Raw genomic sequence first — 26,279 nt, forward strand, 5'->3', positions numbered from 1 at the left:
TATTTATCTTGTTTTCGGTGTGTCTTCAAGCGTTACGAGTCAAAGCAGGGTCTTTATTAAGACTACCTGATGATAAAGCATTCCAAAATAAATTTTTCTACGTGATACAGCGTTTGTTCCGCGGGGCGCATTATTAGATAAACGATGGCAGAATTCGCAGCATATTGACAGACCTCGAACTCATTCAACTTTGTAAAAAAGGAGACCGGAAGGGGCAGAGGCTTTTGTTCGAAAAATACTGTAGTGCTATGACGCGTATGTGTTATCGGTATATCAAAGATGAATCAGAAACGATGCTGGTACTTAATGAAGGTTTTCTAAAAATATATCGTAACATAGCACAGTTTGAATACCGGGGAGAAGGCGGATTGACCGCCTGGGTTAAAAAGGTAATGTTAAATGAAGCTCTAGGTTATCTGCGTAAGCGAAAGCCACTTCATGTCTCATCACTTGATGAAAGCTCTGACTTGTCCTGGGACTACATAGCATTGGAAAATTTAGAAGCAGAATACATCTTTCAAGCCATATTGAGTTTACCGGAAGGTTACCGCGCAGTATTTAACCTGAGCGTAATTGAAGGTTTTAGCCATAAGGAAATAGCTGAAAAATTGGGCATCGCAGAGAGCACTTCAAGGTCTCAGCTTGTTCAGGCAAAGCGCAGATTACAAAGTATCCTGATCAAAGAAATATGCCGATGAAGACACTTGATGATATACTAAGGGAAAAAGTGACATCACTTGATTCTATGCCGGAATTGTCGTGGAATGAAGACGACTTGTGGCAGACATTGCAAAGTGAACTTGGGTACCAAAATCTAAAAAAAAGTAGAGGGCGAACGATGTTATGGTCATCTATAGCCGCAGCAGTATCTATTGTTACTGTTGTATTTATCAAAGTTTTCATTGCTGATCCTGGAGCTACTATTACCTACACTCACTATGTGGAGGATGCAGAAACTGCCATGTTGGATGAAAATGAGGCCGGCTCTGATGAAGGTGCCAGGGAATTGATTGAGTCTATGTGTCTGAGTGACCTGGAAATATGTAAAACCCCGGAATTCATTGAGTTAAAAGATCAACTGGACGAGGTAGCAGAAGAAATCGAGAGCTTGGATCAAATGATTGCCATGTATGGTGAAGATCCGGCGCTGGCCCGGTCCAAAACAGAGATCGAAAATTTTAAATCAGAAATAATGTATCAGCTTATCCAGATTATAACATCATGATGAAGGTACAAATAAAAATAGTCATGTTTTTGTTGATCAACATGGGTTTGATGACGCTACCATACTCAGTTTTGAGTCAGAACAAGGTACATGTAGTCACAAAGAAAATTGAGCAGCAGCTGGAGTTCAAAGCAGGGGAATCATTAATGATTACTGCTGAAAAAGCCAATATTAATGTGGAAGCCTGGTCCGGTGATTATATTGATATCATGCTCAAGCTGATCTCTAAGCACCCAAATGAAGAGATCGCTAAAAAGGAGCTGGCATATATAGGCTATAAATTGGAAAAAGCCGCTAAGGGTCATAGCATAAAAAACTACTTTGATGCTAATGGGCGTAATGCTCGTATCAAGGGTAATCTATTGTTCTCCTATACGATAAAGGTGCCTTATGAATGTGCGTTGGATGTAACCAATTTGTACGGTACGCTATATGTTTCAGGGATTAGGTCAAACCTCAAGAGCAGGGTAAGATTTGTTGAGTTTACGCTGAAAGATCATCATGGTGGCACCATGCTGGAATCCTTTTTTAGTGACTTGACGGTGGAAAACTATAAAGGTCATTTTACGGGAAGCTTTGAAAAGTCGAAACTGAGGATGGCTGCTTTCAAGGGACAAATAGATATAAAAAGTAATTATGGTGAAATAGAAATTGAAGGAGGTACCCGTGATGCGTTGAATATAAATAGTAATAAAACCAAGGTCAGTTTTAATGCCCCTAACCTGACTTCCTATAACTATCGTTTGCAAAACAAGCAAGGGAAGATTATTCTCCCGAACTCACTGGGAAATTCCGAAATTTCCACGGATGGTAATATGGAACATTACGACCGGGAATTTAATCAATCCAATACCTCAATATTTATCTCAACAAGTTACAGTACTATAGTACTCAGAGAAACGTCGAATTGATATGCCAAATTTTACAAAAACGATCCATTTAACCATTTTCTTGGCACTTATAGCTTCGATACAAGGTATAGCGCAAGAAGGAACTATCTCAACATCAGTGGAAGAGAAAAGCTTGGAAGACTTCGAAGAAGAAAGAAAATACCAATATGTTGACCAGCGTTGGCAGGAAAGAAGGAGTTTGATCAAGTTGAATGTTCCTATAACGGAAGATGTAAATATTGATGGGCTAGGTATGTCGGTGGAGCATAAATTAAAACCATCCCTTTCTGTTGAATTAGGTTGGGAACTCCCCTTATATTATGGAAGTTCTTTGTTTGCTCAATTAAGGTATTATCCGTCGAAACGAAAATCGTCTAAGTCTGCCTATGATCGAGTGAATAATTTTTCAGGGACTTACTTCGCCGCTTCTTTTGAAAGATCTTTTGGGCAACAAGGCTTTGATAACGCCATTTATACCAGTCTTGAAGATGACTATATTTATGGACTTAGCTTTGGGAGGCAACAAAAAATTGGTAAATGGGGATTTTTTGATGCACGTATTAAGGCGGAATATCTCAGTAATCTAAGCACATTCCGAATGGGCCTGTCAGTAGGGTCAGGCATAGCATTCGGCAAATCTAAAAGCGTTGATACCGGGGCTTCAAAATTCAATGAATTTAGCGAAGGGTATACCATTGGAGGCGGAATGTTCAGGATCTCTGACCCGGGCTTTTGGTACCAGCCTAATACCAGAAATCACACCCTTGGAACTGTCTCGGGAGGGAGATTAACCTTAGGTTGGGAACAACAAATAATGAATAACCTTTCCCTGATCGTTCAATACAGGTCTCAGTTTAATCATGGCAACTCCAGGCGGATCACCAAAAATTATTCATCGTTTTTCAGTAGTGATAATTACAATGAATATAGAATAGCCATTGATATGGAGCTACGCTATTATTATAACTTCAACAGGCACATGAGGAGAGGCACTGCAACGAGAAATTTTGAGGGGAATTATATTAGCATTTTGATAGACGATTTTTATAAAAATTATTTCCATAACACGGATATAAACTTAGGAGGCGGGCCAAGTGGGGTAGATTATAAAGGGTTTGACGAATTTAAGATCGGAGTAGCATGGGGAATGCAAAGACGCTTTGGGAAACGAGGTTTCCTGGATGGAGGAGTTGGAGTTTCTTATGACATAGGGCATGAATATTTTGAGCCTTTGATGAAAGCTTCTATTGGCGTTATGATAGGTAAATGATTATAGATGTGCATTTCATTCCGAGTATTCAACCTTTACTTGTAACAGAATGTTCTATCTCATCTGCATTAAAGTCAATCAACTGCTCACAGTAATTTTTGTGCTGGTATATGAGTATCGACACTTCTAATTCTTAATCTATCTAACAGGATTATAACTAACTACTTTACCAGAGTGATTAAAGGAATCAGGGTCAAGTACGCCCATTTAGTAAAACCAATTGCCTTTGATGTACCTGAATAAAACCACAAACAAGATGAAAGATATATCAATAATTATGATCAACTATAACTCTGCATCCTATTCCATGAACTGTGTGAACAGTATTCTGAATAAGACAAATAGTGATCTGGAATACGAAATAATCATAATTGATAATAATTCAAATGAGCAAGACTATGATCGTCTAAACCATTTTTGTAAAGGAGTGGCATGTGTGTCATTGATAAGAAGTCGAATTAATTTGGGGTTTTCCGCAGGTCATATGCTCGGCGTACAGAAGGCTCAGGGAAGTTACATTTATTTCTTGAACAATGACACCGAGTTCCTCAATGATAACCTTCGGATTCTTTACTCTTTTATGGAAAGTAATAAGAGCGTAGCATTATGTACTGGTCAAATGTATGATTCAAATAAAAATTTTAAACCTTCCTTCAACAGCTTTCCTACCTTAAGGCGAGCGTTGTTCGGTGCATCCCTGCTGAGTATTTTTAATCCTCGCAAATATCCAAGTCGCAAACGTGCATTTACTTGTCCGGTACAAGTGGACTTTGCAACCGGGGCTGCAATGTTTGTTAATTTTGAAAAATTTGCAGAAGTAGGTGGCTTTGATACAAACTATTTTTTATACTGTGAAGAGGAAGATATTGCGATGAAGTTTAAGCAGGCCGGGTATTCAATTTTCTTAATTCCGGAAGCAAAGTTTATTCATCACGTGAGTAAAAGTACCATCCGTGATCTAAGAATTGAGAAAGAGTTTTATGTTTCGCTATTCTATTATCACAAGAAGTACTCAGGCTTCCTGGAATATAAGATTATAAAACTTTTGCATTTTCTTAAAAATGTCAAAAGAGCATATAAAGGAGCCAATTACCTGAAAATTTCACTTTTCATACTAAAAGGAGCTAAGATGGGTAATTCATTAAGGCATGGACAGAAAATTGCACTTGGTGATAGGTGAATTTTAAACTCAATGGCAAAGGTCTAAAAAAAGATACTGATCTGCTATATAATGAGAATTTAAAATAGAACGGTATGGGCGTGCTGAGGCGTTTTGGAAGGGATAAAAGGATTGAGGTTTCAGATACTTGTAATTGGATTCAGTGAATAGCCTGCGAACCTCATTAACTGGCCGTACACAGTACTCGATTTATCTCAGGTAGTGGGGAGTTAGTTAAAATTACCCTTAACACACTTGAATGAAACCAAAGATATGGTGAGAGATGTATATCAATAATAATGATTCTTCGTTGTGTTTAGCGAAGTAATCGAATACCATGAATAAAACAATTAGTACAATAGGAGGTACAAGGTACTTCAGGCATTTTTTCCACATATCAAAAATTGATAAAAAGGTTAGAGCGTAATGATTTCAGATATGTGGCTTACAGGTTTATTGGTCATTGCGGATAAAACCGGTAATGACTACCTTGTTAAGTATTTTTGCATTTTGTAGGTATAATGAGTCTTATAATATTTAAATACACATGTTGTATAGTTAGTTGTTGGTTATGAAAATCTTGATCTATGGATGGGGTTAAGATTAGCTTCTCAACACGCGTACTCAGGTGAAGTATGTTCCTTATCATTCACAATTTAATGTAACTCAGTAATCATTTTTGCGTCAATTTTACCTTACCCCAAACATGAAAACAAAACTAAGGCTTGGCCTTGTCATTTTTCTTTTGCCCTGTAGTGTTGTTTTTGCACAAAAATATAGTATCAGTGGTTATGTCAAAGAAAAAGGAAGTGGTGAGTTGTTACCCGGGGTTACTGTCTATCTGCCTGACTTGAAAACCGGTGCAGTTACCAATACGTATGGTTTCTATTCCCTTACGTTAGCCGGGAATGAAACATATGATGTACAGTATTCCTTCATTGGTTACGAGCCAATAAGCAAACGTCTTAACTTAAATGAAAATAAAAGCATCAATATAGAACTGACAGCTTCTGCAATAGCTTTAGAGGAGGTAGTGGTCATGGCTGAGCAACAAGAACTGATAAGTGAAAAGAGCCAAATGAGTGTCGTTAGCCTTCCAACAAGAAAGATACAGGATTTCCCCTCCTTTTTAGGTGAAAAAGATGTGATGAAAACGCTTCAATTGATGCCTGGTGTTCAGTCAGGGTCAGAAGGAAGCTCAGGGCTTTATGTCAGGGGGGGCGGGCCAGACCAAAACCTGATAATTCTGGACGAAGCTGTGGTGTATAATGCCAGTCATCTTTTCGGCTTCTTTAGTGTGTTCAATGGAGATGCGTTAAAATCTGTGGAGCTGTATAAAGGTGGCTTTCCGCCCAGGTTCGGAGGAAGGCTGTCTTCCGTGGTGAAAATGGATATGAAAGACGGCAATAAAGAGGAAGTCCATGGAAAGGTTGGTATAGGTCTGTTATCCTCCAGTTTCATGCTGGAAGGGCCTATTAAAAAGGGAAAGACTTCTTTCCTTGTCAGCGGCAGAAGAACGTATCTCGATGTATTGGCAGCCCCCTTTATTAAGGCGTCTTCGGATGGTGAGGCAAGTGGCGGTTATTATTTTTATGACCTCAACACTAAGATCAATCATGAATTTAGCAGTAGGGACAAGCTTTATGTGAGCGGTTATTTTGGCCGTGACAAGTTTTATGCAAAAGAGAAGTATGAAGATAGTAAATTTAATGCGGGTCTTGGCTGGGGTAATGCCACCGGCACTTTGCGTTGGAATCATCAGTTCAACGATAAGCTGTTTGCCAATAGCTCCTTGATTTTTAGTCGATATAGCTTTGATATCTCGGCCGATGAAGAGGATCGGGACTTTGATTATAAACTCAAATACTCATCCGGGATAACAGATTACAGTGCAAAGTTTGACCTCGACTTTTTTCCTAACCCGAGTCATAGCTTACGTTTTGGTTTGCTGACCACCCATCACAGCTTCACCCCGCGTGCTTTGGTATTGCGGGAGACAGGTATAGAGCCTAAGGATGAACAAGATAAATTCAATTCTATCGAAACGGCTGTTTATGCTGAAGATGATATGCGACTTTTTAATCGGCTCAATATTTTACTTGGATTGCGGCTAAGCCATTTTAACTATAAAAACACACAATATTTCAAACCGGAGCCGAGATTGTCTATGGCCTATATGCTGAATGATAAGCTCTCGGTGAAGGCATCCTACGCCAGTATGAACCAATACATACATTTGCTTACCAACTCAGGCATAGGCCTGCCGACTGATTTGTGGGTTTCGTCCACAGATAAGGTAAAACCACAAAGTTCCCGGCAGGTAGCCATTGGGCTGGCAAAAGATTTTAACAGCAGGCATGGACTTAGCCTGACCATAGAAGGGTATTATAAAAAGTCAGACGATGTTATCGCCTACAAGGAAGGGGCAACTTTTTTGGTACTGGATGATCCTGAGTCTGCTGAAAATGTTAACTGGGAAGATAACATCACTGCCGGGCAGTCCTGGGCTTATGGCGCTGAAGTATTTCTGGAGAAAAAGCTGGGAAAATTTACCGGTTGGCTTGGCTATACCCTTTCAAAGACAGAGTTGCAATTCGATGAATTGAATTTAGGAGAAAAGTATTTTGCCAAATATGACAGACGTCACGATGTATCTTTGGTAGGGGTTTTTAAACCATCAAATAAAATTACTTTGTCCGGAACCTGGGTGTATGGTACAGGTAATAACTTTACTGTGCCTACCGGTACTTTTCGGGTAGCACAAGAAAAACTGTCACATTCTTTCTTTTTTGAACCTGAGTTTGATGATATAGAGCAAATCAATAACTTCAGAGCGGAGGCTTATCACCGCCTGGATTTTGGAATACAATTCCATAAAAAGAAGAAAAGAGGTATCAGGACCTGGGACATCGGTATTTATAATATATACAATCGTAGAAATCCATTTTTTTATTATACAGAGTCAAAGACAGTACCTCAGGGTGAAAAGATAGCTCTTAAAAAGGTGAGTATACTTCCCGTTATTCCATCCATCAGTTATCGCCTGGAGTTTTAAATATAAATGATGAATAGTATGATCTGCCTTCCTAAAATTATTTTCAACAATGCTTTGCTGCTTGTTCTATCTGTTTTTGTTGCCAGTTGTGTAGAAGAGGTAAACCCGAAAGGTTTGGTTAATACAGATCGAAAAGTGGTGATTAATTCTCTCATATCTCCACAAGATTCTATTATTTCTGTTGAGGTCTCATTGTCCAGACCAGTTTTGGGAATTACCAACTTTGGTGCCGATTTGATCACGGATGCAGAGGTTATTATTTCGGATGGTACTGTGAGTAACGTAATTCCCTTTGATGATGTAACTGCGAGGTACAATCTGGAAACGGATGTATTCCCGATACAGGCTGGAAAGCAATATTTTCTCGAGGTAAAAACTGGTGGAAATACATATAAAGCAAGCTGTCAGGTACCTGAAACACCGGCTACTGACATCAGAACGACCATCAGTGAGACTAGGGATGGTTTCCGGCTAAGGGTATTTTGGAGAGACCAGAAAGGTGAAGAGAATTATTACAGAGTATCAGGAGGTTATAAAGATGATGTTGATCGTGATCGCAATTTTTACCTGGGATTGGATTTTGCTGAAGAAGGCTTTAAGACAGATAATGGCAGGGACGGGGAGGTTATTTCGGCGGATACTGATATTTTGTTGAATTACTTCGTAAATGGTCAAAAGGTATTAATCGATTCGTTAGAAATTCAATTGCTCACTACAGACAAAAATTATTACGAATATCAAAAAGTTTTAGTTGATATCGATCAGAATGAAAATCCGTTTGCCGAGCCCGTCCGGCTTATTAGCACCATAGAAGGTGAGGATGCCTTGGGCATTTTTGCTGCATATCAATCTGTTATAAAAAAGATGAAAGTGGAATGATCTCAGACAAACGTCTGTAGGTTTTTCAATAGATAAACCTGCATCTGCATTTTGGTAAAAAATGACCAAGGTTGGTTATTGTAGGCAAAACAGGTAATGGCTAGCCTTACAAAGCATTTCGTGTATTGTCGGTATGTCTGGTATGATAGAAGCTACCTGCTAATACAATACACATGCGGTTGAAATGAGTCGCTGGATATGAAAACCTTAACAAGGCGAGTCTTTCAATGCAAGAGCTCAGATGAAGTATGGTCCTTATAGTTCCCGATGTCCTTAATGTACTTTAGTAAAACGGTTGGTCAAATGAAAGATGTATCAGTGATCTTTATCAATGATAACTCATCATCCTATTCAATGTACTGTGTGAACAGTATTTTGGATAAGTCAAATGATGATCTTAATTATGAAATCATAATCGTTGATAATAATTCTAACGAATTGGACTATGACCGTTTGAGCCATTTTTGTGAAGAGATAGCCTGTGTATCAGTGATCAGAAGTAGTGTTACTTTAGGAGTTTCTGAAGGACATATGCTAGGTGCTGAACAATGTGATGGAAAGTATATTTATTTCTTAAGCAATCATGTGGCATTTCTTAATGATAATCTCAGGATCCTTTATTTTTTTATGAGAAGTAATAGAGAGGTGGCGTTATGTACTGGTCAAATGTATGATTCAAATAAAAACTTCCATCCTTCTTTTAACAGCTTTCCCGGTTTGATACGATCGCTATTTGGTGTATCCCTTTTAAATGTTTTTAATCCACTCAAGTACCCGGATCGTAAAAGTGAATTCACCTTTCCTATACAAGTCGACTTTGTTACTGGTGCAGCAATGTTTGTTGATGGTAAAAAATTTAAGGAAATAGGTGGTTTTGATACTAATTACTTTTTGCACTGTGGAGAGGAGGACATTGCTATGAGATTTAAAAAAGCTAACTATCCAACTTTTTTAGTTCCGGAAGCAAAGTTCATTTACCATATGCCAAATAAGGCCTGTGATATAAAAGTCGAAAAAGAATTTTATAAAGCGTTATTCTATTACTATAATAAGTTTTCTGTCAAATTGGAATATAGAGTAATGAAAATATTACTCTTTCTTAAAAATGTTAAAAGACTATATAAAGGCTTCTATTATCTGGAAATAGCACTCTTTGTTTTAAAAGGAGCAAAAACAGGAGAGTCGTTAAGACACAAGTAATAAGCACAAAAGTATGTTCGGTTATAATAGGTAAGCGATCTTTTTCTCAAGAGGATTACGCTTGGAGTTACCCTGCTAAAACCAATTCATTAAGGTAATAAAGAAGAAGCTATGCAGAAGGGAGTTTTGGATTTACTCACTTCTTAATGATTCTGCCGGATTAGCTTTTGCTGCCCTGAATGCCTGGTTACTTACAATGATCAGGGCAAATAACAGTGCCACACCACCGGTTAGAGGAAATACCCACCAGTCGATAGCTGTACGTATGGAGTAGCGGTCCAGGTATTGATCGAGTAGCCACCAGGATATGGGGCCTGAAATAGCGAATGAAATGATCACCAGCAGCGAGAATTCCTTCGATACTAAACCGACCAGGCTGGATATGGAAGCACCCAGTACTTTACGTATTCCTATTTCTTTCGTACGCTGTTCTGCTGTGAAAGAAGCTAATCCAAATAAACCCAGTCCGGTGATGACAATCGCTAAAGACGCAAATAATGTGGCAAGTTTGCTCGTCATCTCCACGGTGGTAAATTTCTTTTGAAAAGCTTCATCTGCAAATGTATATTCAAAAGGATATGCCGGGTTGTGCTTTTCGAAGATACCTTCTACTTGCGCCAGTGTAGCGTTTAAATCATTTGTTTTTTTCAATCTTACAGAGATGACATTGATCCAATCCGGGTTCATGATCATAAAAAGGGGTTTGATCGCCTCGTTCGGAGACCCCATAAGTACATTGTCTACTACACCTATGAGTGTTCTTTTACCTCCCCATAAGTCCAGTTCAGTTCCTATTGGCTCATCGAGGTCCATTAAGTCCAGCGCTGCTTTGTTAATGATAATAGCGGCGGTATCACTTTTAAACTCTCTTGAAAAATCCCGTCCCATAAGCACTTCTATGCCCATGGTCCTGGCATAGTCATATTCAGTGGCAACAGTGGTAAATATTACCCTCAGGTCTTCCGGTTTGCCAGGCCACCCGACAAAGTTATTGGAGTTAATCGTGGTGATAGCCCCATTTGACCTGGTTACAGATAATACAGCGCCGGATTGTTCTAATTCATCTTTGAGTGTGTAATAGTTTTTATCAAGTTCATCATTCGTAAAGATGGAGATCAGGTTTTCCTGGTCATAACCAAGGTCACGGCTTTTTACGAGCTGGATCTGACGGAAAATGACTATAGTGCCAATAATGAGTAAAATGGCAAAACCAAATTGGAGTGTGACCAGTACTTTCCTGGGGGTACTGACCTGTCTGCCTGTGGTGACTTTTCCCTTGAGTACTTTCACTGGCTGAAAGGAAGAGAGATAAAAGGCCGGATAACTGCCGGAGACAAGGCCCGTAAATAAGATAATACCGATAGAAAACAGCCAGAAAGATAAGGATGCATAAGGTATACTAAGTTGTTTATCAACGAGGTCGTTATACGCAGGAAGAACTAATTGAGCCACTAAAAGGGCAACGATAAATGATACTGTTGCAATAAAAAGCGACTCACCGAGAAATTGCAAGATCAATTCATAGCGATTAGAGCCAATACTTTTACGTATACCAACTTCTTTAGCCCTGCGCTCTGATCGTGCTGTGGCGAGGTTCATGAAGTTGATACATGCAATGACCAGGATGAAAATGGCAATAATGGTGAACAACCGGATAAAATCATTTCTTCCGCCACTTTCCTGACCATTTTCAAAAGTAGAATGTAATCGCCAGCGATGCATGGGATGTAAAAAGAACTCGGGCTTCATGTCCTCTTCACCGTTTTCCTGCAGCAGGTGTACTATGGCTTGTTCTACTTCCAATTCATTTTCAGGGTTATTGAGCTCCACATAAACTTGAAAGGAATAGTTACCCCAGTTGTCGTTATTATTCTGTATCCATTCCTTTAAAGCATTTAGCTTCCAGGTCACAAGAAAGTCAAATTCAAAAGATGAGTTTTCCGGTAGATCCTCTAATACTCCGGTCACTTTGAGATCATACTGATCATTAAAGCGCACCACTTTGTTGATCGGATCATCATCGTTGAACAATGCTTTGGCAGTGGATGCGGTGAGTACAATTGAATAAGGATCGTCCAGGACAGTTTCAGCACTACCTGAAGACAACGAAAACCCGAACATTTCCAGAAATTCTTCACTCACATAATAGGCTGTTTTAGTTACCCGGGTTTCTTCCCACTTTAGAAGGTGTTCTCCACCCCAGTCTGAAACGGCTGAATTGACAATATTGCTGTTACGGGTTTTCATAGCTTCGTAGGTGGGAAGAGGCACGGAGTTCCATGAATTGATTTCCCCACTAAACTGGGCATTTACCCATACCTGGTATAATCGCTCACTTTTAGGAATAAAATGATCGTAAGATACCTCATCTTCTACCCAAAGTATGATCAATAAGCTGCATACAATGCCGATAGCCAGACCCGTAATGTTGATAAATGAATAAACGGAATTCTTGAAAATATTCCTTAAAGTGACAACAAAGTAATTTTTCAGCATATTACAAGATGGGTTATATCAGGAGTACTCTTTGTTACAGTAAAGGTTACGGGTTAAGAGTTGATTTTTCATTTGATTAAAGACCCTATTAACTTTTAAGAGGTTGCATGAAAAAGAAAAAAGGAGAAGTTTAATAATTGTGGGAATTTGACTCTGAAACTAATTTTTTTTTGAAACGTTTGTTTCAGTATGCCTAAGTCTGTTTTGTTTGATCGCGAAGATGTGATAAAAAAAGTAACACAGCTTTTTTTGCACAAAGGCTATAACGCTACATCCATGCAGGACCTGGTAGATGTTACCGGCTTAAATCGATCCAGTATATACAATTCCTTTGGTGATAAATTCAAACTCTACGAAGAATCTTTGAGGTATTATCAAAAGATGCAAAATGATAACTTGCAATCACGTATTAAGTTAGAGGAAAGCCCCAGAGCTGCTATTACCTTTGTGTTCGAAAGTATACGAGATGAAATCATTCAGGGCAAACAAGATAAAGGCTGCCTGATTACAAACTGTACTACCGAACTAGGTGGCAATGAGCCGAAAATCCGTGACTTTCTCTTAAGAAACCAGGAAAGCATGGTAACTATGTTCTCAACCCTTATTGAGCAAGCCCAGGAAATGGGTGAAATAGCGGTTTCGAAAGATCCTAAACAGCTGGCGCTTTACTTGTTTTCCAGTCTTCATGGCCTGAGATTGATCAGTATTTTAGATCATCAAAGTTCTGATATAGAGGATATTACTAATCAAATTTTAAAAAGTTTATAAAAAGGCCCGTTTATTTGAAACGTTTGTTTCAGTATATCGTTATTTGGAATGAACGTTTCAAATAAAAAATAAATAATGGGAAAATTAGAAAACAAAGTAGCGCTGATCACCGGGGGTAATAGTGGGATAGGCCTGGCTACGGCTAAACTATTTGCACAAGAAGGAGCTAAAGTGGTGATCACCGGCAGAAGGCGTGAAGCGCTTGAGCAGGCTGCCAATGCCATATCAGGCGAAGTCACTTACATTTTGGCAGATGCAGCGAATATTGAGGAAGGTAAGTTAGCGATTCAAAAAACGGTGGAAACCTATGGTAATATTGATATCCTGTTTTTAAACGCTGGTATTGCTCCTTTTTTACCAATCCTGGATATCACGGAAGAGCATTTTGATGATTTATTTGATACCAATGTGAAAGGCCCTTTTTTTACAATAAAGGAGGCAGTGCCGTACATTAATGAGGGAGGGGTAATCATTGGAAATACTTCTATAGTAGGACAAAAAGGCTTTCCGGGTACATCCGTTTATTCAGCCACCAAGGCAGCGCTAAGGTCGTTGTCCAGGGTATTGGCGAATGAGCTGAAAGAGAAAAAAATACGTTCTGTGAGTGTGGCGCCGGGCCCGATAGATACACCACTTTATGGTAAAATAGGTTTATCTGAAGATGAAGTACAACAGATGGGAGCAGGTTTTGCGCAGCAGGTGCCACTTGGTCGTTTTGGTTCCTCGGAAGAATTAGCCAAGACCGTGTTGTTCCTGGCTTCAAATGAGGCCTCTTTTATCAATGGAGTAGAATTGGAAGTGGATGGAGGATTAAGCCAGGTGTAAACCTGGAGAAACAATCCAACAAAAAGAGGTTGTTCTTTTCTTATGAGCAACCCCTTTTTTGTTTTCATTACTTTTCGTTGTATACGTGTATATCGCGTTGGGGGTAAGGAATGGAAATACCTGCTTTGTCAAATTCCAGTTTGACCTTTTCCTGAAGGTCGAAGAAAACACTCCAATAGTCCTCTTTCTTTACCCACGGGCGTACGGCAAAGTTTACCGAGCTATCTCCAAGTTCACTTACTGCTATGGTGTGTGCCGGGTCTTTGAGTATACGTTCGTCACTTGTAACAATAGATTCCAATAAGTCTTTTGCGGTTTTTATATCATCGTCGTATCCAATGCCAAATACCATGTCGACTCGTCGTATGGGTTCCGAAGAGTAGTTGACGATGGAATCATTAGATAATGTTCCGTTTGGAATGGTGATACGTTTGTTATCTGGTGTTATTAAGACCGTATTGAAAATCTGGATTTCTTTTACGGTACCGGAGTGCCCACCTCCGTCAATGTAATCACCTACTTTAAAAGGCCTGAGCACGAGTATTACCACGCCTCCTGCAAAGTTTTGAAGAGTGCCTTGCAGAGCCAGGCCAATCGCCAGGCCCGCCGCACCAACAATAGCTATGAAAGAGGTCATCTGTATACCTATTGTGCTAAGCACGCTAAGGATCAATAGCACCAGGAGGATGTTATAAACCAAACTTCCTAAAAATGGTTTCAATGATGCATCGACGTTTCTTTTCGATAATAGTTTCTCAAATCCATTACGAATGGCCCTGATAATCCATAATCCAATGACGAGGACAATTATCGCTTTCAGGATGGCCAACCCATAGTCTACCGCATAGTCCATGAGTAGATTTTTCATTTGTTCTAAATGCTCCATTTAAATGTAAAAGGTTTAAGTTGTAATAGTTTTAAATATAACATATTAAAAATCAATTACATAGAGCCAATTATGAACAAATGATTACGATTATTCTATACGTTGGATGTCGGCTCCAAGTGCTTTTAACCGATCTTCAATGTCCTGGTATCCGCGGTCAATTTGCTCGACATTGGAGATGATACTTTCACCATCTGCTGACAATGCTGCAATAAGAAGTGATACTCCTGCCCGAATATCCGGAGAAGACATGTTGATACCACGAAGGTTCTGTTTTCTGTCTAAACCTATTACCGTGGCACGATGCGGGTCACACAGAATGATCTGGGCCCCCATGTCGATCAACTTATCAACGAAGAAGAGCCTGCTTTCAAACATTTTTTGATGTACCAAAACGGTGCCTTTGGCTTGTATAGCTGTTACAAGTATAATACTCAGCAGGTCCGGTGTAAACCCTGGCCATGGGGCATCTGCTACAGTCATGATAGAACCGTCTATGAAGGTCTCTATTTCGTAATGCTTGTGTGCGGGAATAATAATATCATCCCCTTCAAAAGTCATCCTGATGCCCAGCCTTTTGAATACCTCAGGTATTAATCCGAGATATTCTACTCCGGCGTTTTTGATAGTAATGGAAGATTGGGTCATGGCGGCCAAACCAATAAAACTCCCTACTTCGATCATATCAGGAAGTAACGTGTGATCGGTACCGTTCAGACTGCTAACTCCTTCAATTTTTAATAGATTAGATCCAATACCTGAAATATTTGCTCCCATACGGTTGAGCATATTGCATAGCTGTTGCAGGTAAGGTTCACATGCTGCATTGTATATGGTAGTAGTTCCTTCCGCCAGTACGGCAGCCATAATAATATTGGCTGTTCCTGTTACTGAAGCTTCATCCAAATGCATGTAACAACCTTTCAGATTAGATGCATCAATTTTAAAAAGACCGTCATTTTGCGAATAGTCAAACTTGGCGCCCAGATTTTGAAAGCCTAAAAAGTGAGTGTCTAATCGCCTTCTTCCTATCTTATCGCCTCCCGGCTTTGGTATTTTGGCTTTACCATATCTGGCCAGAAGCGGGCCAAGGATCATAATAGAGCCTCTTAATGAGGCTGCCTTGGTTTTGAAATGTTCACTTTCCAGGAAGTTTACATCAATGTTTTTGCAGGTGAACCGGTAGGTCTCGGTATTAAGTTGTTCAACCCGTGCGCCCATATCACCAATGAGCTCTATTAATTTGTTAACATCGAGAATATCCGGTACACGGTATACTGTTACAGGATGTTCTGTGAGCAGTACAGCGGATAGTATTTGAAGGGCCTCGTTTTTGGCTCCTTGTGGAATGATCTCACCAGAGAGTTGTTTACCACCACGGATTTTAAATGAACCCATTATCTTCTTCTGCGGTTCCTTCCACCTTTTCTGTTATCGTGCTTACCGCCCTGTGATCTGTTATTATTGTTATTGTTAGACTTTTTCCGGTCCTTGTAAAGTCGCTCAAAAAGGTTGCCTTCTCTCACTTTTTCAAGATCGATACTCAGGGCGCCGCCTGAAATGGATTGAATGTTATTCAGAATGACTTCATCATCTATTACCTCTTTGTTCCAACTGCTATAGAAGCTTTTCATTAGCTTACCTATATAGACAATAGCATCTTCACGTTCCTGTGGGTCTTCTTTTTTGATGGCTTCATTTACCAATAATTCTATATTGCGGCCATAGTGTCTGTATTTTATTCTGTTATTCACATACCCGACCCGGTCCGGTTTTTTGTCCAGTATTTCCTTTTCAGGGATAGGGTAGGGGCTGTCCACCTCCAGCTCGAAACCTGCCATAATGAACATATCGTCCCACAGTTTTTGATTTGTTTCATTGGTCTCTTTAACCGTTGGAGCTATTTGCTTCATTAATTCTACCAATGTATGCGCGTATTGGGTCCTCTTCTCCTTATCTTCTATTGTTCTTAAGAAGCCAACTAGTTTTTGAATGTTCCTCCCATATTCTTTCAGAATTAAAGGAGAAAGGCTTGTATTATAATCCATGTAATGCTGTTTGCTGGCCGAAGCTGGTATTAAAGTATTGGCCAATTGTTAATTGTCGTGAATCTTGAGTTTAGCAAAGCTAAGTAATAATGTCTTTTCTCCAAAGTCGTCGAAACTAACTTTGGCCTTACGGTTGGCCCCACTTTCATCCATGTCTACTACTTTACCGTATCCAAATTTAGGATGTTCTACTTTCATTCCTTCTTGTAAGTTCGATGTATCGCTTGGTGTAAAATCGGCAGAGGGTTTGTAACTGCTCTTTTTCACCGGTTTCGAAGACACCGTCTTTTTCATTCCTTTTACAAAGTTTTTTGCATAATCCGGCCGCTCGTTTTGGGTAGTGCTATCTGCCGGATTGTACTTTTTATTTATTTTAATGAATGCAGGATCTATTTCTTCAATGAACCGACTCGGTTCACAGTTTTTTAATCTTCCGAAACGGTAACGGCTTAGTGCATACGAGACAAATAGTTTAGATTTGGCTCTGGTGATAGCTACATAAAAAAGGCGCCGCTCTTCTTCCAGGTCAGCACGGCTACTTAGCATCATTTGTGATGGGAAAAGATCTTCCTCCAGTCCTACGATATAAACATGCTGGAATTCCAGGCCCTTTGCCATATGGATGGTCATTAAGGTGATTTTTTCTTCATCATCATCTTTATCATTGTCCAGCCCCGTCACTAAAGCGATTTCCTGTAAAAAGGCCCCCAGGCTTTTGTCTTCTTTTTCAGGATCGTCTACATATTCTTTAATAGCGTTTAACAGTTCTTGTACGTTTTCGTATCGGTTAAGGCCTTCAACGGTTTTATCTTCGTACAGCTCTTTCAGAATGCCCGAGGTCTTGGCGATTTGAGTAGCAGCTTCAAAGGCATCTTTACTTTCTATTTCCAGTTTAAACCTTTTAATGGTGGTCACAAAATCCATTACAGCATTTGCTGCACGTCCACCCAGGAACGAGTTGGCGTTTTCCAATACTTCCCACAAACTAATCGCATGATCATTAGCAGCTACAATCATTTTACTTACGGAAGTATCACCCACGCCTCGTCGAGGGTAGTTGATAATACGTTTAAAAGACTCTTCATCGTTATGGTTGATGGAAAAGCGGAGATAAGCCATAAGGTCTTTGATCTCCTTGCGCTGATAAAAAGAAAGACCACCTATAATTTTGTATTTGAGGTTCATTCTCCTGAGCGCCTCTTCAATAGCCCTTGACTGGCTGTTGGTCCGATAAAGCACCGCGACTTCATTATTTTTGATTTGACGATGCATTTTTTCTTCAAAGATCGCGGAGGCTACCAACTTGCCTTCTTCACCATCGCTATTGGCTTTAAGCAGCTCAATGAGGCTCCCCTCTTCGTTATCTGTCCAGACGTTTTTCTTGAGCTGGGCTTTATTTTTAAAAATAACGGAGTTCGCAGCGTTAACAATATTGCGTGATGAACGATAGTTTTGCTCCAGCTTGATCACTCTTAGATCAGAATAATCTTTTTCAAAATTCAGGATATTCTGAATATCCGCCCCCCTGAAGGCGTAGATACTTTGGGCGTCATCACCTACTACAGCAATGTTCTGGCGTACGGCGGCTAATTTTTTGGTGATCAGATATTGTGAAATATTGGTGTCCTGAAACTCGTCCACCATAACATAATGAAAGCGTTGCTGATATTTATTGAGTACGTCTGTGTGTTCTTTGAAAAGCACATTGGTATTGAATAATAGATCGTCAAAATCCATGGCTCCGGCTTTGAAGCAGCGCTCTGCATAGGTTTTATAAATACGACCGAGCTCAGGCTTCATGTTACTTTCATCGTCAGCCTTGTAAATGGGATTATTTAAATATTCACGCCAGGAGATGAGCCTGTTTTTTGCCCCGGATATTCGATTGAGCACTACATTTGCCTTATATACCTTGTCATCAAGGTTAAACTCTTTGACGATAGTTCTTATGAGTGATTTGGAATCGTCCGTATCATAAATAGTGAAGTTACTGGGGTAGCCTAAATGATCGGCTTCGGCTCTCAGTATTCGTGCAAATACAGAGTGAAAGGTACCCATCCATAAATTACGGGCCTCAGTACCTACCACTTTTTCAATACGTTCCCGCATTTCTTTAGCGGCCTTGTTGGTAAACGTTAACGCTAGAATGTTAAACGGATCAACTTGCTTATTATCAATAAGATAAGCAATTCGATAAGTCAGCACCCGGGTTTTTCCTGAACCTGCTCCTGCTATGATCATTACGGGGCCATCTGTATTAACCACCCCTTCTCTTTGTGGCTCGTTTAAGCTATTTAAATACTCCATTCTACCTCATTAATCTTTTTGCAATTTACATTTTTGAGGGGATCAAATAAGGGTTCAGAACAACAATTTGAAGGGTTTGTTCTATAGACCCGATACTACATGATGCAGAAGTGATATCTTACGGTTAACAACCAGCTCATATGGTTAGGAATCATTTTAGAATATATATTTTTGAAGTAATGATAGAATTTGGTAAAACGATAATCTCAGATGACATTAAGGATAATTTCTTTGTATGTAATCTTGAAAAGTGTAAAGGAGCGTGTTGTGTGGAAGGTGATCTGGGAGCGCCTTTGGAAGAAGATGAATTGGACGTGTTGAAACAAGCATATGAAAAGATCAAACCCTTCTTATCGGAAGAAGGTATTCGTGCTATAGAGCAGCAGGGGCCTTACATTCTGGATGAAGAGGGTGAGTATTCTACACCTACTATAGGAGGAAAAGAATGTGCTTATGCCATTTATGATAAAGAAGGGATCTTAAAATGCGGGATTGAACAGGCGTATAATGAAAAGCAAACAGATTTTAAGAAACCCATCAGTTGTCACTTATATCCTATTCGCATTACTAAATATGATGAATTTGATGCACTGAACTATGATCAGTGGGATATTTGTGATGCTGCCTGTCATTTGGGCGCCTCTCTTAATGTGCCGGTCTATAATTTTTTGAAAGAACCCCTGATCCGGAAATATGGCAAAAGTTGGTATAACGATCTTGTTGATCTTCTGGAGAAGGAAAGCAGCTAATAAGCTAATCGGATAATGGAATAAGGAGTGCAAGTCTCAGGTTTAATGCATTATCATTTCCACTGTCTCCAAGTTCTGAAATATTGTCAAGATAGTCGGTATTAGTATTGAATATACCTGCCTGGAAAGAAAAGCCGAGCTTTCTTTTTGTGAAATAAATGATCCCTATGCTTGTGGGAAGAATAAAACTCAGATTTCTATAAGTTTCACCTTCATTTCGTGTATCCTCCTGTGACTCCAATACCTCGTCAAATTCATCTTTAGGGGTAAAACGCATGAATCCAATACCCTGGCTTAAGTAGAGGATCAGCTGTTCTTTTTTTATAATGTTGATATGGAGATCGTAGTTGAAGAAGAGGAAGTTCGTTTTTACGAAATTGTTAGGTGCGGGTGTGCCGGTATTACTTTGAAAACCGAAGGTCTGGTCTTCACTACTCAAAGAGCCGAATCCAATATTCAGAGCTCCATTCAGTCGTTTCTTTTTGTTAAAAAGTATCCCCGCTTGTATTCCGGGAGACCAGCTATCGTAGTTGCCTATTTCTCCTTTATAGCTATTTGCGGATACACCTACCTGAAAGTATGATTCCTTTTTTTGTCCGAAAGAAGGAAGTGCAAGCAGCACGCAAAGTATACCAATAAAGACCTTCATGGATTGTAATATAAAACAAAAGCCTGTAAAATCAGGCTTCTGTTTTCTGGAAATAATTTTAAATTCCATTTTGTATTAACCCTTGCATATGCCGGATTGTTTTGCAAGACCGGTATACTAATCACTTCAGGTCGCTAAAATCAAAGTCTTCTAAAAATTTTGTGGTGAACATCCCGGATTTGAATATTTCATCATCCATGAGTTTCAGGTGGAATGGAATAGTTGTTTTTATCCCCTCGATGACAAACTCGCTCAGTGCTCTTTTCATTCTGGTGATCACGTCTTCACGTGTTTGTCCGCTTACAATAAGTTTGGCGATCATGGAATCATAGTTAGGTGGTATGGTATAGCCAGCGTATACATGACTATCCACTCGAACGCCATGCCCACCTGGCATATGGAGGTTCGTTATTTTTCCGGGAGATGGCCTGAAATCATTGGACGGATCTTCCGCGTTGATCCTGCATTCCATAGCGTAGAGGTTTGGCTCATAGTTATTTCCTGATATCTCTATACCTGCAGCTACTTTGATCTGTTCTTTGATTAGGTCGTAGTCGGTCACTTCTTCCGTAATAGGATGCTCCACCTGTATCCTTGTGTTCATTTCCATGAAGTAGAAATCACCGTTTTTGTCTACCAAAAATTCAACCGTACCAGCTCCTTCATATTTAATAGCCTCTGCTGCTTTTACGGCTGCTTCACCCATCTTATTCCTTAACTCCGGGAATACCGTCATAACGGGTGACGGTGTTTCTTCCAGGAGCTTTTGATGCCTTCTTTGAATGCTGCAATCACGCTCGGAAAGATGGCAGGCTTTACCCTTACAATCACCTACTATCTGTATTTCTACATGGCGCGGCTCTTCTACAAATTTTTCCAGGTACATGCCGTCATTTCCAAATGCGGCGGCGGATTCCTGTCGTGCCGAATCCCATGCCTTTTCAAATTCAGATTCGTTAGCAACGATACGCATACCCCTACCTCCGCCACCTGCTGTAGCTTTCAGAATGACCGGGTATTTGATCTTTTTTGCAATTTTCTTTCCTTCAGCTACAGAACTCAACAAGCCTTCGGAACCGGGTATGGTAGGGACTCCTGCCGCTTTCATTGTAGCTTTAGCGGTAGCTTTGTCTCCCATATTATTGATCATATCCGGAGAGGCCCCAATGAACTTTATATTGTACTCCTGACATACGGAGCTGAACTCGGCATTCTCCGCAAGAAAACCATATCCCGGATGGATGGCATCCGCATTGGTAATTTCTGCAGCGGCTATTATATTGGGTATGTTAAGATAAGACTCACTGCTTGGAGCTTTTCCAATACATACAGCTTCATCCGCGAAACGTACATGGAGACTGTCTTTGTCAGCGAGAGAGTAAACAGCTACAGTTCTGATATTCATCTCCTTGCAAGTACGGATTACCCGTAGTGCAATCTCACCTCTATTAGCGATTAGTATTTTATTGAACACAATTTTGTCGGTTAAGAGATAATGATTCGATTGAAAAAGACCGCTTCTTTAAGAAGGGTCTACCAGAAACAATACCTGGTCGTATTCTACAGGAGAAGAGTTTTCCACCATGGCTTTCACGATAGTGCCGCTTACTTCCGACTCAATTTCATTGAAAAGTTTCATGGCCTCTACAATACAGAGAGTCTGTCCGACTTCTATCTTATCTCCAACAGAAACAAAGGAAGGACTGTCAGGATTGGCAGATCGATAAAATGTCCCTATCATGGGAGATTTTACCTCAATATACTGACTACTGTCTTCAGTACTTTGTGTTGTTGCAGCTTTTGGTGCTGCCGGGGCGATTGTTTCAGCAGGGGCAGGGGCAGGGGGAGGCGCGGCAGCGGCGGCCACAGGAATCGCGGACACACCTGATTCAACTATTTTTGTTTTAACATCCGGGGCCCTTTTTATGGAGAGCTTAATCTCCTCGGTTTCTATGTTAACTTCATTAAGACCTGTTTGAGAGATAAAGTCTATTAGGTCTCTTATTTCTTTGGATTTCATATCTCAGTGCTTTTGTTGACTGTTTATTCTTTGACCCGTTCTACATAAGAATTCGTACGGGTATCTACTTTGATTTTTTCATCCTGATTAATAAAAAGAGGTACTTGCACAATTGCTCCGGTTTCCATTGTAGCGGGCTTAGTAGCGTTGGTAGCTGTGTCACCCCGTAAGCCAGGCTCAGTGTATGTAACGACCAGCTCTACAAATGCCGGTAGTTCACAACCCAGTACTTGTTCTTTCTCAGCATGATACAATATATCGACATTCTGACCATCTTTCATGAGGCCAGGATTGTTGATCAGGCTTTCTTCAACGGAGATCTGCTCATAGGTTTCGTTGTCCATGAGGTGATATCCCAGGTCATCTTTATATAAAAACTGGTGTGCCCTTCTTTCGACACGCGCTGTGGTAATTTTATGACCGGAAGTAAATGTGTTATCTATTACTTTGCCCGAGGTCATGCTTTTAAGCTTTGTTCTTACAAAAGCAGGCCCTTTTCCAGGCTTTACATGTTGGAACTCAACGATGGTATAAAGATCGTGGTTGAATTCAATGCATAGTCCGTTCTTGAAATCGGCGGTTGTTGCCATTGAATATAATTTTGGTCTAAGTTATCAATGAATAAAGAAAAAGCAACTATTTGGAGTCATATGCCCACTTTAAATAAATAGCACCCCATGTGAACCCGCCACCAAATGCCGCCATTACCAGGTTGTCTCCTTTTTTGAGTTGTGATTCATAATCCCAGAGTAATAAAGGAATGGTTCCTGCAGTGGTGTTGCCATAGCGCTCTATGTTCATCATTACCTTATCTTCCGTTACACCCATTCTATTGGCCGTGGCGTCTATAATTCTTTTGTTAGCCTGGTGAGGAACAAGCCAGGCAACATCGTCTGAGGTGAGATTATTCCGTTCCATGATTTTAGCTGCGTAGTCTGCCATGTTAGTTACTGCAAACTTAAATACTGTAGCTCCATCCTGGCGGGCGTAATGCCATTTATTATCTACTGTCTCATGTGATGCCGGATATTGGCTTCCACCGGCTTTCATCTTAAGGAATTCTACTCCTGTTCCATCACTTTTATGAATAGAGTCTACGATACCTACTTCTTCCAGACTTGGTTCTAATAACACTGCTCCGGCACCATCGCCAAAAATGATACAGGTAGTCCGGTCTTCGTAATCAATAATGGAAGACATTTTATCTGCACCCACTACGATTACTTTTTTGTAAAGACCCGTTTCTATAAACTGACTTGCCGTGGTCAAGGCGTAAAGAAACCCGGAACAGGCGGCTGAAATATCATAGCTGAAAGCATTGACCGCTCCTACATTGGCGGCTATCAGGTTGGCAGTGGCAGGAAAGACCATGTCCGGTGTTACTGTAGCGCATATGATCAGGTCTATCTCATCGGCTTTAACAGCAGTCTTTTCTAATAAGCCTTTCACCGCTTTGCTGGCCATCACGCTGGTGCCTTTTCCTTCGCCTTTTAAAATTCTTCTTTCTTTTACACCCGTTCTGCTGGTTATCCATTCATCGCTCGTGTCTACAAGTGTTTCAAGTTCCTGGTTGGTAAGGATATAATCGGGTACATATCCATGAACTCCTGTAATGGCAGCCTGTGTTTTAGCCATAGCGTTAGTTATTCTTTAAACTTATCTTTAATCTTCAAATGAATATTGGATTTAGCCATTCTATGAGATAGCAATACCATGTTTTTAATGGCTTTGGCACTCGAAACACCATGACCTATTACTACGTTCCCATTGATTCCAAGAATAGGACTTCCACCTATTTCTTCATAGTTGAAACGATCGAAATAAGGGTCTTTTATTTTTCGATCCTGGATCATATCATAAAATGATTCTGCCATTTTTAGGATCACATTGCCAGTGAAACCGTCACATACGATCACATCGGCCTTGTCATTGAAGAGATCCCTTCCTTCAATGTTACCAATAAAATTTAGATTTGAGTTGATTTTGAACAGTTGATATGCTGCTTGTGTCAGAAGGGTGCCTTTCTGTTCCTCTTCTCCGAGATTAACTAAACCAACTTTAGGGCTTTCTATATTAAAAACGTGCTTTGCGTACAGTGAGCCGATCTGCCCAAATTGGTATAGAACATCAGGCTTACAGTCGGCATTTGCACCCACATCCATGATCAAGCCAAAATCTCCTGATTCCTTAGGAACGAAGCCAACTATACCGGGTCTTATGATACCCTCAATAGATTTTATGGTAAACATGGCGCCAACGTGCATAGCGCCTGTGTTGCCAGCGCTGCTGAATGATGCAACTTCTCCCGATTTTAACATACCGTAACCTATAGGAATACTGGCCTTAGGTTTGGTGGAGAAAGCCTTGGTAGGGTGTTCACCCATGTTAATTACATCATCCGCATGTACGATCTCTATTTGTGATGAATTGATATCGTAGCCTTCTAGCTTGTGCTCAATGACTCCTTTATCTCCTATTAACACAATAGATGTGTCTGCAGGTAGCTCTTTACACGCCAGCACTGCACCGTCAACAGTACTATCGGGGGCATAATCGCCTCCCATTGCATCTAATGCAATCTTCACAGAGCAGTGGGCTTATGCTAATACTTCTTTCTCTATTACTACTTTACCTTTATAGTAAAGCTTGCCTTCATGCCAAAATGCTCTGTGCGGTAAGTGAAACTCTCCTGTAGTAGGGCAAATAGCTAAATGTTTCGCCTCCGCTTTCACGTGAGTTCTTCTTTTGTCCCTTCTTGACTTTGAAATTTTTCTTTTAGGATGAGCCATTTGTATTAAATATTTAGTTTTTTATTCTTTATTTTTTAATCCTTTTAACATTTTCCAACGTGGATCGATATCCTCTGCTTTGCCGTCCTGATCATTTTGCGAAGAGTAGATCAATTCATCATCTTCATTTTCATCTTTGAACCTTGGGTGCAGCCTTTTCATTGGTATTGCCACACCGATGAATTCATAGATATATTGCGCAAAATGAATCCTTTGTCGGTCCCTTTCGATGATCACAATATTATCATCCAGCTCCTTCTCTTCTTCACCAAATTTGAAGATCATCTCCTCCTGGTCCCGAATTTCAAAATCAAAAGGATCCAAACTTCTGTCACACGTTAACTTTACTGAAAGCGCCATATCAAATGTAGCCTTAATAAAATTGTCATTTTTAGCCAACACCATGTTCACTTTGCCGTTCCCTTCCTCAATTACACTTCCCTCATGAGCCGCAAAAAAAGAATTACCAATATCAAATTGGTAATTGTGTTCTTTGTTGCTCAGTCTGAAAATGTCAATATCAAATGATTGAAGCACATTCACTACGCTCTCCCCCTTAAATTAAGTCTGCAAAGTTAATAAGATTATTGAAATAATTAAAAGCTAAAGGAAAACGTTTAGGTGTATTTCCTAAAAACCATTTTCTTTAATTCTTCCAAGGTATGTTCATGGATTTCTTCCTGAAGGAATTCCACCACATCTTTTTTGAAACCTAATTTGATGGCAATGTCTTTGCAAAAGAGAACTTCCGTATCGAAAATCTTCTTATCGGCAAGCATTAGATCAATAATGTTGTAAAGGTAATCGAATCTCTGCTCACTGGACAATGCTCCGAGAGTACCGATGGGTTCCGGATTTCGGATCAATTCCTTGACCTGATTTGAGGGAAACTGTTTTTTCTTAGCTAAATTAAAAATCATCTCCCTTTCCAGGTGAGAAAAATGTTTGTCAACTTCAGCCAGCTGAATGAGAATATTGAGTTGTTTTCTGGTAACGATGTCCATTATTGGTCGACGAAATCAGGTAAATATAAGGCATTTGGATCATTTAAAACAAGCCACTTG

25 protein-coding genes are annotated in these 26,279 nt (G+C 40.0%); 11 read left to right on the forward strand and 14 right to left on the reverse strand.

Features of this window, described 5'->3' with window-relative positions:
* The first annotated feature begins 164 nt into the window (after positions 1 to 164).
* The 8 genes from FNH22_RS02975 to FNH22_RS03010 all read left to right on the forward strand — a co-directional run bounded on the left by FNH22_RS02975 (position 165) and on the right by FNH22_RS03010 (position 9,678).
* A complete protein-coding gene (locus FNH22_RS02975; RefSeq protein ID WP_185154057.1) occupies positions 165 to 698 on the forward strand; it encodes an RNA polymerase sigma factor in 534 nt (177 codons plus the stop codon).
* Complete coding sequence (locus FNH22_RS02980; protein ID WP_143396836.1) at positions 695 to 1,225, forward strand: hypothetical protein; 531 nt, start codon at positions 695 to 697, stop codon at positions 1,223 to 1,225. Before FNH22_RS02975 ends, FNH22_RS02980 begins: the two co-directional genes overlap by 4 nt.
* A gap of 50 nt (positions 1,226 to 1,275) precedes the next feature.
* Complete coding sequence (locus FNH22_RS02985) at positions 1,276 to 2,136, forward strand: hypothetical protein (RefSeq protein ID WP_143396837.1); 861 nt, start codon at positions 1,276 to 1,278, stop codon at positions 2,134 to 2,136.
* Position 2,137: 1 nt separating this feature from the next.
* Complete coding sequence (locus FNH22_RS02990) at positions 2,138 to 3,385, forward strand: hypothetical protein (RefSeq protein ID WP_143396838.1); 1,248 nt, start codon at positions 2,138 to 2,140, stop codon at positions 3,383 to 3,385.
* A gap of 277 nt (positions 3,386 to 3,662) precedes the next feature.
* On the forward strand, positions 3,663 to 4,565 hold the full coding sequence (locus tag FNH22_RS02995) for a glycosyltransferase family 2 protein (RefSeq protein WP_255517981.1): 903 nt from the start codon (positions 3,663 to 3,665) through the stop codon (positions 4,563 to 4,565).
* 685 nt (positions 4,566 to 5,250) lie between these two features.
* Positions 5,251 to 7,599, forward strand: a complete 2,349-nt coding sequence (locus FNH22_RS03000) for a TonB-dependent receptor (protein WP_143396840.1) — start codon at positions 5,251 to 5,253, stop codon at positions 7,597 to 7,599.
* Between the two features lie 6 nt (positions 7,600 to 7,605).
* The gene (locus FNH22_RS03005; protein WP_143396841.1) at positions 7,606 to 8,478 is read left to right on the forward strand and encodes a DUF4249 domain-containing protein; all 873 of its coding nucleotides are present in this window, start codon (positions 7,606 to 7,608) and stop codon (positions 8,476 to 8,478) included.
* A gap of 303 nt (positions 8,479 to 8,781) precedes the next feature.
* Entirely contained in the window at positions 8,782 to 9,678 is an 897-nt protein-coding gene (locus FNH22_RS03010; RefSeq protein ID WP_255517968.1) for a glycosyltransferase, read from the forward strand.
* Between the two features lie 132 nt (positions 9,679 to 9,810).
* On the opposite strand, the gene FNH22_RS03015 is transcribed toward FNH22_RS03010, so the two are convergent.
* Complete coding sequence (locus tag FNH22_RS03015) at positions 9,811 to 12,174, reverse strand: ABC transporter permease (protein ID WP_143396843.1); 2,364 nt, start codon at positions 12,172 to 12,174, stop codon at positions 9,811 to 9,813.
* A 189-nt stretch (positions 12,175 to 12,363) separates the two neighbouring features.
* On the opposite strand from FNH22_RS03015, the gene FNH22_RS03020 reads away from it, so the two are divergent.
* Together FNH22_RS03020 and FNH22_RS03025 are read left to right on the forward strand one after the other, a co-directional pair.
* The gene (locus FNH22_RS03020; RefSeq protein ID WP_143396844.1) at positions 12,364 to 12,942 is read left to right on the forward strand and encodes a TetR/AcrR family transcriptional regulator; all 579 of its coding nucleotides are present in this window, start codon (positions 12,364 to 12,366) and stop codon (positions 12,940 to 12,942) included.
* Between the two features lie 75 nt (positions 12,943 to 13,017).
* Positions 13,018 to 13,767 (forward strand): glucose 1-dehydrogenase, encoded by a 750-nt coding sequence (locus tag FNH22_RS03025; RefSeq protein WP_143396845.1) that lies wholly within the window; start codon positions 13,018 to 13,020, stop codon positions 13,765 to 13,767.
* 67 nt (positions 13,768 to 13,834) lie between these two features.
* Here the strand turns inward: FNH22_RS03025 and FNH22_RS03030 are convergent, their stop codons facing one another.
* The 4 genes from FNH22_RS03030 to FNH22_RS03045 all read right to left on the reverse strand — a co-directional run bounded on the left by FNH22_RS03030 (position 13,835) and on the right by FNH22_RS03045 (position 19,008).
* Complete coding sequence (locus FNH22_RS03030; RefSeq protein ID WP_143396846.1) at positions 13,835 to 14,653, reverse strand: mechanosensitive ion channel family protein; 819 nt, start codon at positions 14,651 to 14,653, stop codon at positions 13,835 to 13,837.
* A gap of 90 nt (positions 14,654 to 14,743) precedes the next feature.
* Positions 14,744 to 16,051, reverse strand: a complete 1,308-nt coding sequence (murA, locus tag FNH22_RS03035) for a UDP-N-acetylglucosamine 1-carboxyvinyltransferase (protein ID WP_143396847.1) — start codon at positions 16,049 to 16,051, stop codon at positions 14,744 to 14,746.
* Positions 16,051 to 16,701, reverse strand: a complete 651-nt coding sequence (locus FNH22_RS03040) for a DUF4290 domain-containing protein (protein WP_143396848.1) — start codon at positions 16,699 to 16,701, stop codon at positions 16,051 to 16,053. The genes murA and FNH22_RS03040 overlap by 1 nt, the downstream gene beginning before the upstream one ends.
* A gap of 48 nt (positions 16,702 to 16,749) precedes the next feature.
* Complete coding sequence (locus tag FNH22_RS03045) at positions 16,750 to 19,008, reverse strand: ATP-dependent helicase (RefSeq protein WP_143396849.1); 2,259 nt, start codon at positions 19,006 to 19,008, stop codon at positions 16,750 to 16,752.
* 179 nt (positions 19,009 to 19,187) lie between these two features.
* On the opposite strand from FNH22_RS03045, the gene FNH22_RS03050 reads away from it, so the two are divergent.
* Positions 19,188 to 19,757, forward strand: a complete 570-nt coding sequence (locus FNH22_RS03050) for a DUF3109 family protein (protein WP_143396980.1) — start codon at positions 19,188 to 19,190, stop codon at positions 19,755 to 19,757.
* Between the two features lie 4 nt (positions 19,758 to 19,761).
* Here FNH22_RS03050 and FNH22_RS03055 read toward each other — a convergent pair whose 3' ends face one another.
* The 9 genes from FNH22_RS03055 to FNH22_RS03095 all read right to left on the reverse strand — a co-directional run bounded on the left by FNH22_RS03055 (position 19,762) and on the right by FNH22_RS03095 (position 26,219).
* Positions 19,762 to 20,475 (reverse strand): hypothetical protein, encoded by a 714-nt coding sequence (locus FNH22_RS03055; protein ID WP_143396850.1) that lies wholly within the window; start codon positions 20,473 to 20,475, stop codon positions 19,762 to 19,764.
* A 52-nt stretch (positions 20,476 to 20,527) separates the two neighbouring features.
* Positions 20,528 to 21,880 (reverse strand): acetyl-CoA carboxylase biotin carboxylase subunit, encoded by a 1,353-nt coding sequence (gene accC, locus FNH22_RS03060; RefSeq protein WP_143396851.1) that lies wholly within the window; start codon positions 21,878 to 21,880, stop codon positions 20,528 to 20,530.
* 48 nt (positions 21,881 to 21,928) lie between these two features.
* On the reverse strand, positions 21,929 to 22,426 hold the full coding sequence (gene accB / locus FNH22_RS03065; protein ID WP_143396852.1) for an acetyl-CoA carboxylase biotin carboxyl carrier protein: 498 nt from the start codon (positions 22,424 to 22,426) through the stop codon (positions 21,929 to 21,931).
* A gap of 23 nt (positions 22,427 to 22,449) precedes the next feature.
* Positions 22,450 to 23,016 carry an elongation factor P gene (efp, locus tag FNH22_RS03070; RefSeq protein ID WP_143396853.1) on the reverse strand — a complete coding sequence of 189 codons (567 nt, stop codon included), beginning with the start codon at positions 23,014 to 23,016 and terminating at the stop codon, positions 22,450 to 22,452.
* Between the two features lie 46 nt (positions 23,017 to 23,062).
* Complete coding sequence (locus FNH22_RS03075) at positions 23,063 to 24,061, reverse strand: beta-ketoacyl-ACP synthase III (protein WP_143396854.1); 999 nt, start codon at positions 24,059 to 24,061, stop codon at positions 23,063 to 23,065.
* Positions 24,062 to 24,069: 8 nt separating this feature from the next.
* Positions 24,070 to 25,011 (reverse strand): phosphate acyltransferase PlsX, encoded by a 942-nt coding sequence (gene plsX / locus FNH22_RS03080; RefSeq protein WP_143396855.1) that lies wholly within the window; start codon positions 25,009 to 25,011, stop codon positions 24,070 to 24,072.
* A gap of 12 nt (positions 25,012 to 25,023) precedes the next feature.
* Positions 25,024 to 25,215, reverse strand: a complete 192-nt coding sequence (rpmF, locus tag FNH22_RS03085; RefSeq protein WP_143396856.1) for a 50S ribosomal protein L32 — start codon at positions 25,213 to 25,215, stop codon at positions 25,024 to 25,026.
* 21 nt (positions 25,216 to 25,236) lie between these two features.
* Positions 25,237 to 25,758, reverse strand: coding sequence for a DUF177 domain-containing protein (locus FNH22_RS03090; RefSeq protein WP_143396857.1), 522 nt, complete (start codon positions 25,756 to 25,758; stop codon positions 25,237 to 25,239).
* 74 nt (positions 25,759 to 25,832) lie between these two features.
* Complete coding sequence (locus FNH22_RS03095; RefSeq protein WP_143396858.1) at positions 25,833 to 26,219, reverse strand: TerB family tellurite resistance protein; 387 nt, start codon at positions 26,217 to 26,219, stop codon at positions 25,833 to 25,835.
* Positions 26,220 to 26,279: the final 60 nt, after the last annotated feature.

Source organism: Fulvivirga sp. M361 (assembly GCF_007097395.1).
GTDB lineage: Bacteria > Bacteroidota > Bacteroidia > Cytophagales > Cyclobacteriaceae > Fulvivirga.

Coding starts and splice junctions, on each gene's coding strand:
- FNH22_RS02980 (WP_143396836.1), top strand. CDS start 695: ATGAAGACACTTGATGATATACTAAGGGAAAAAGTGACATCACTTGAT.
- FNH22_RS02985 (WP_143396837.1), top strand. CDS start 1,276: ATGACGCTACCATACTCAGTTTTGAGTCAGAACAAGGTACATGTAGTC.
- FNH22_RS02990 (WP_143396838.1), top strand. CDS start 2,138: ATGCCAAATTTTACAAAAACGATCCATTTAACCATTTTCTTGGCACTT.
- FNH22_RS02995 (WP_255517981.1), top strand. CDS start 3,663: ATGATCAACTATAACTCTGCATCCTATTCCATGAACTGTGTGAACAGT.
- FNH22_RS03000 (WP_143396840.1), top strand. CDS start 5,251: ATGAAAACAAAACTAAGGCTTGGCCTTGTCATTTTTCTTTTGCCCTGT.
- FNH22_RS03005 (WP_143396841.1), top strand. CDS start 7,606: ATGATGAATAGTATGATCTGCCTTCCTAAAATTATTTTCAACAATGCT.
- FNH22_RS03010 (WP_255517968.1), top strand. CDS start 8,782: ATGAAAGATGTATCAGTGATCTTTATCAATGATAACTCATCATCCTAT.
- FNH22_RS03015 (WP_143396843.1), bottom strand. CDS start 12,174: ATGCTGAAAAATTACTTTGTTGTCACTTTAAGGAATATTTTCAAGAAT.
- FNH22_RS03020 (WP_143396844.1), top strand. CDS start 12,364: ATGCCTAAGTCTGTTTTGTTTGATCGCGAAGATGTGATAAAAAAAGTA.
- FNH22_RS03025 (WP_143396845.1), top strand. CDS start 13,018: ATGGGAAAATTAGAAAACAAAGTAGCGCTGATCACCGGGGGTAATAGT.
- FNH22_RS03030 (WP_143396846.1), bottom strand. CDS start 14,653: ATGGAGCATTTAGAACAAATGAAAAATCTACTCATGGACTATGCGGTA.
- murA (WP_143396847.1), bottom strand. CDS start 16,051: ATGGGTTCATTTAAAATCCGTGGTGGTAAACAACTCTCTGGTGAGATC.
- FNH22_RS03040 (WP_143396848.1), bottom strand. CDS start 16,701: ATGGATTATAATACAAGCCTTTCTCCTTTAATTCTGAAAGAATATGGG.
- FNH22_RS03045 (WP_143396849.1), bottom strand. CDS start 19,008: ATGGAGTATTTAAATAGCTTAAACGAGCCACAAAGAGAAGGGGTGGTT.
- FNH22_RS03050 (WP_143396980.1), top strand. CDS start 19,188: ATGATAGAATTTGGTAAAACGATAATCTCAGATGACATTAAGGATAAT.
- FNH22_RS03055 (WP_143396850.1), bottom strand. CDS start 20,475: ATGGAATTTAAAATTATTTCCAGAAAACAGAAGCCTGATTTTACAGGC.
- accB (WP_143396852.1), bottom strand. CDS start 22,426: ATGAAATCCAAAGAAATAAGAGACCTAATAGACTTTATCTCTCAAACA.
- efp (WP_143396853.1), bottom strand. CDS start 23,016: ATGGCAACAACCGCCGATTTCAAGAACGGACTATGCATTGAATTCAAC.
- FNH22_RS03075 (WP_143396854.1), bottom strand. CDS start 24,061: ATGGCTAAAACACAGGCTGCCATTACAGGAGTTCATGGATATGTACCC.
- rpmF (WP_143396856.1), bottom strand. CDS start 25,215: ATGGCTCATCCTAAAAGAAAAATTTCAAAGTCAAGAAGGGACAAAAGA.
- FNH22_RS03095 (WP_143396858.1), bottom strand. CDS start 26,219: ATGGACATCGTTACCAGAAAACAACTCAATATTCTCATTCAGCTGGCT.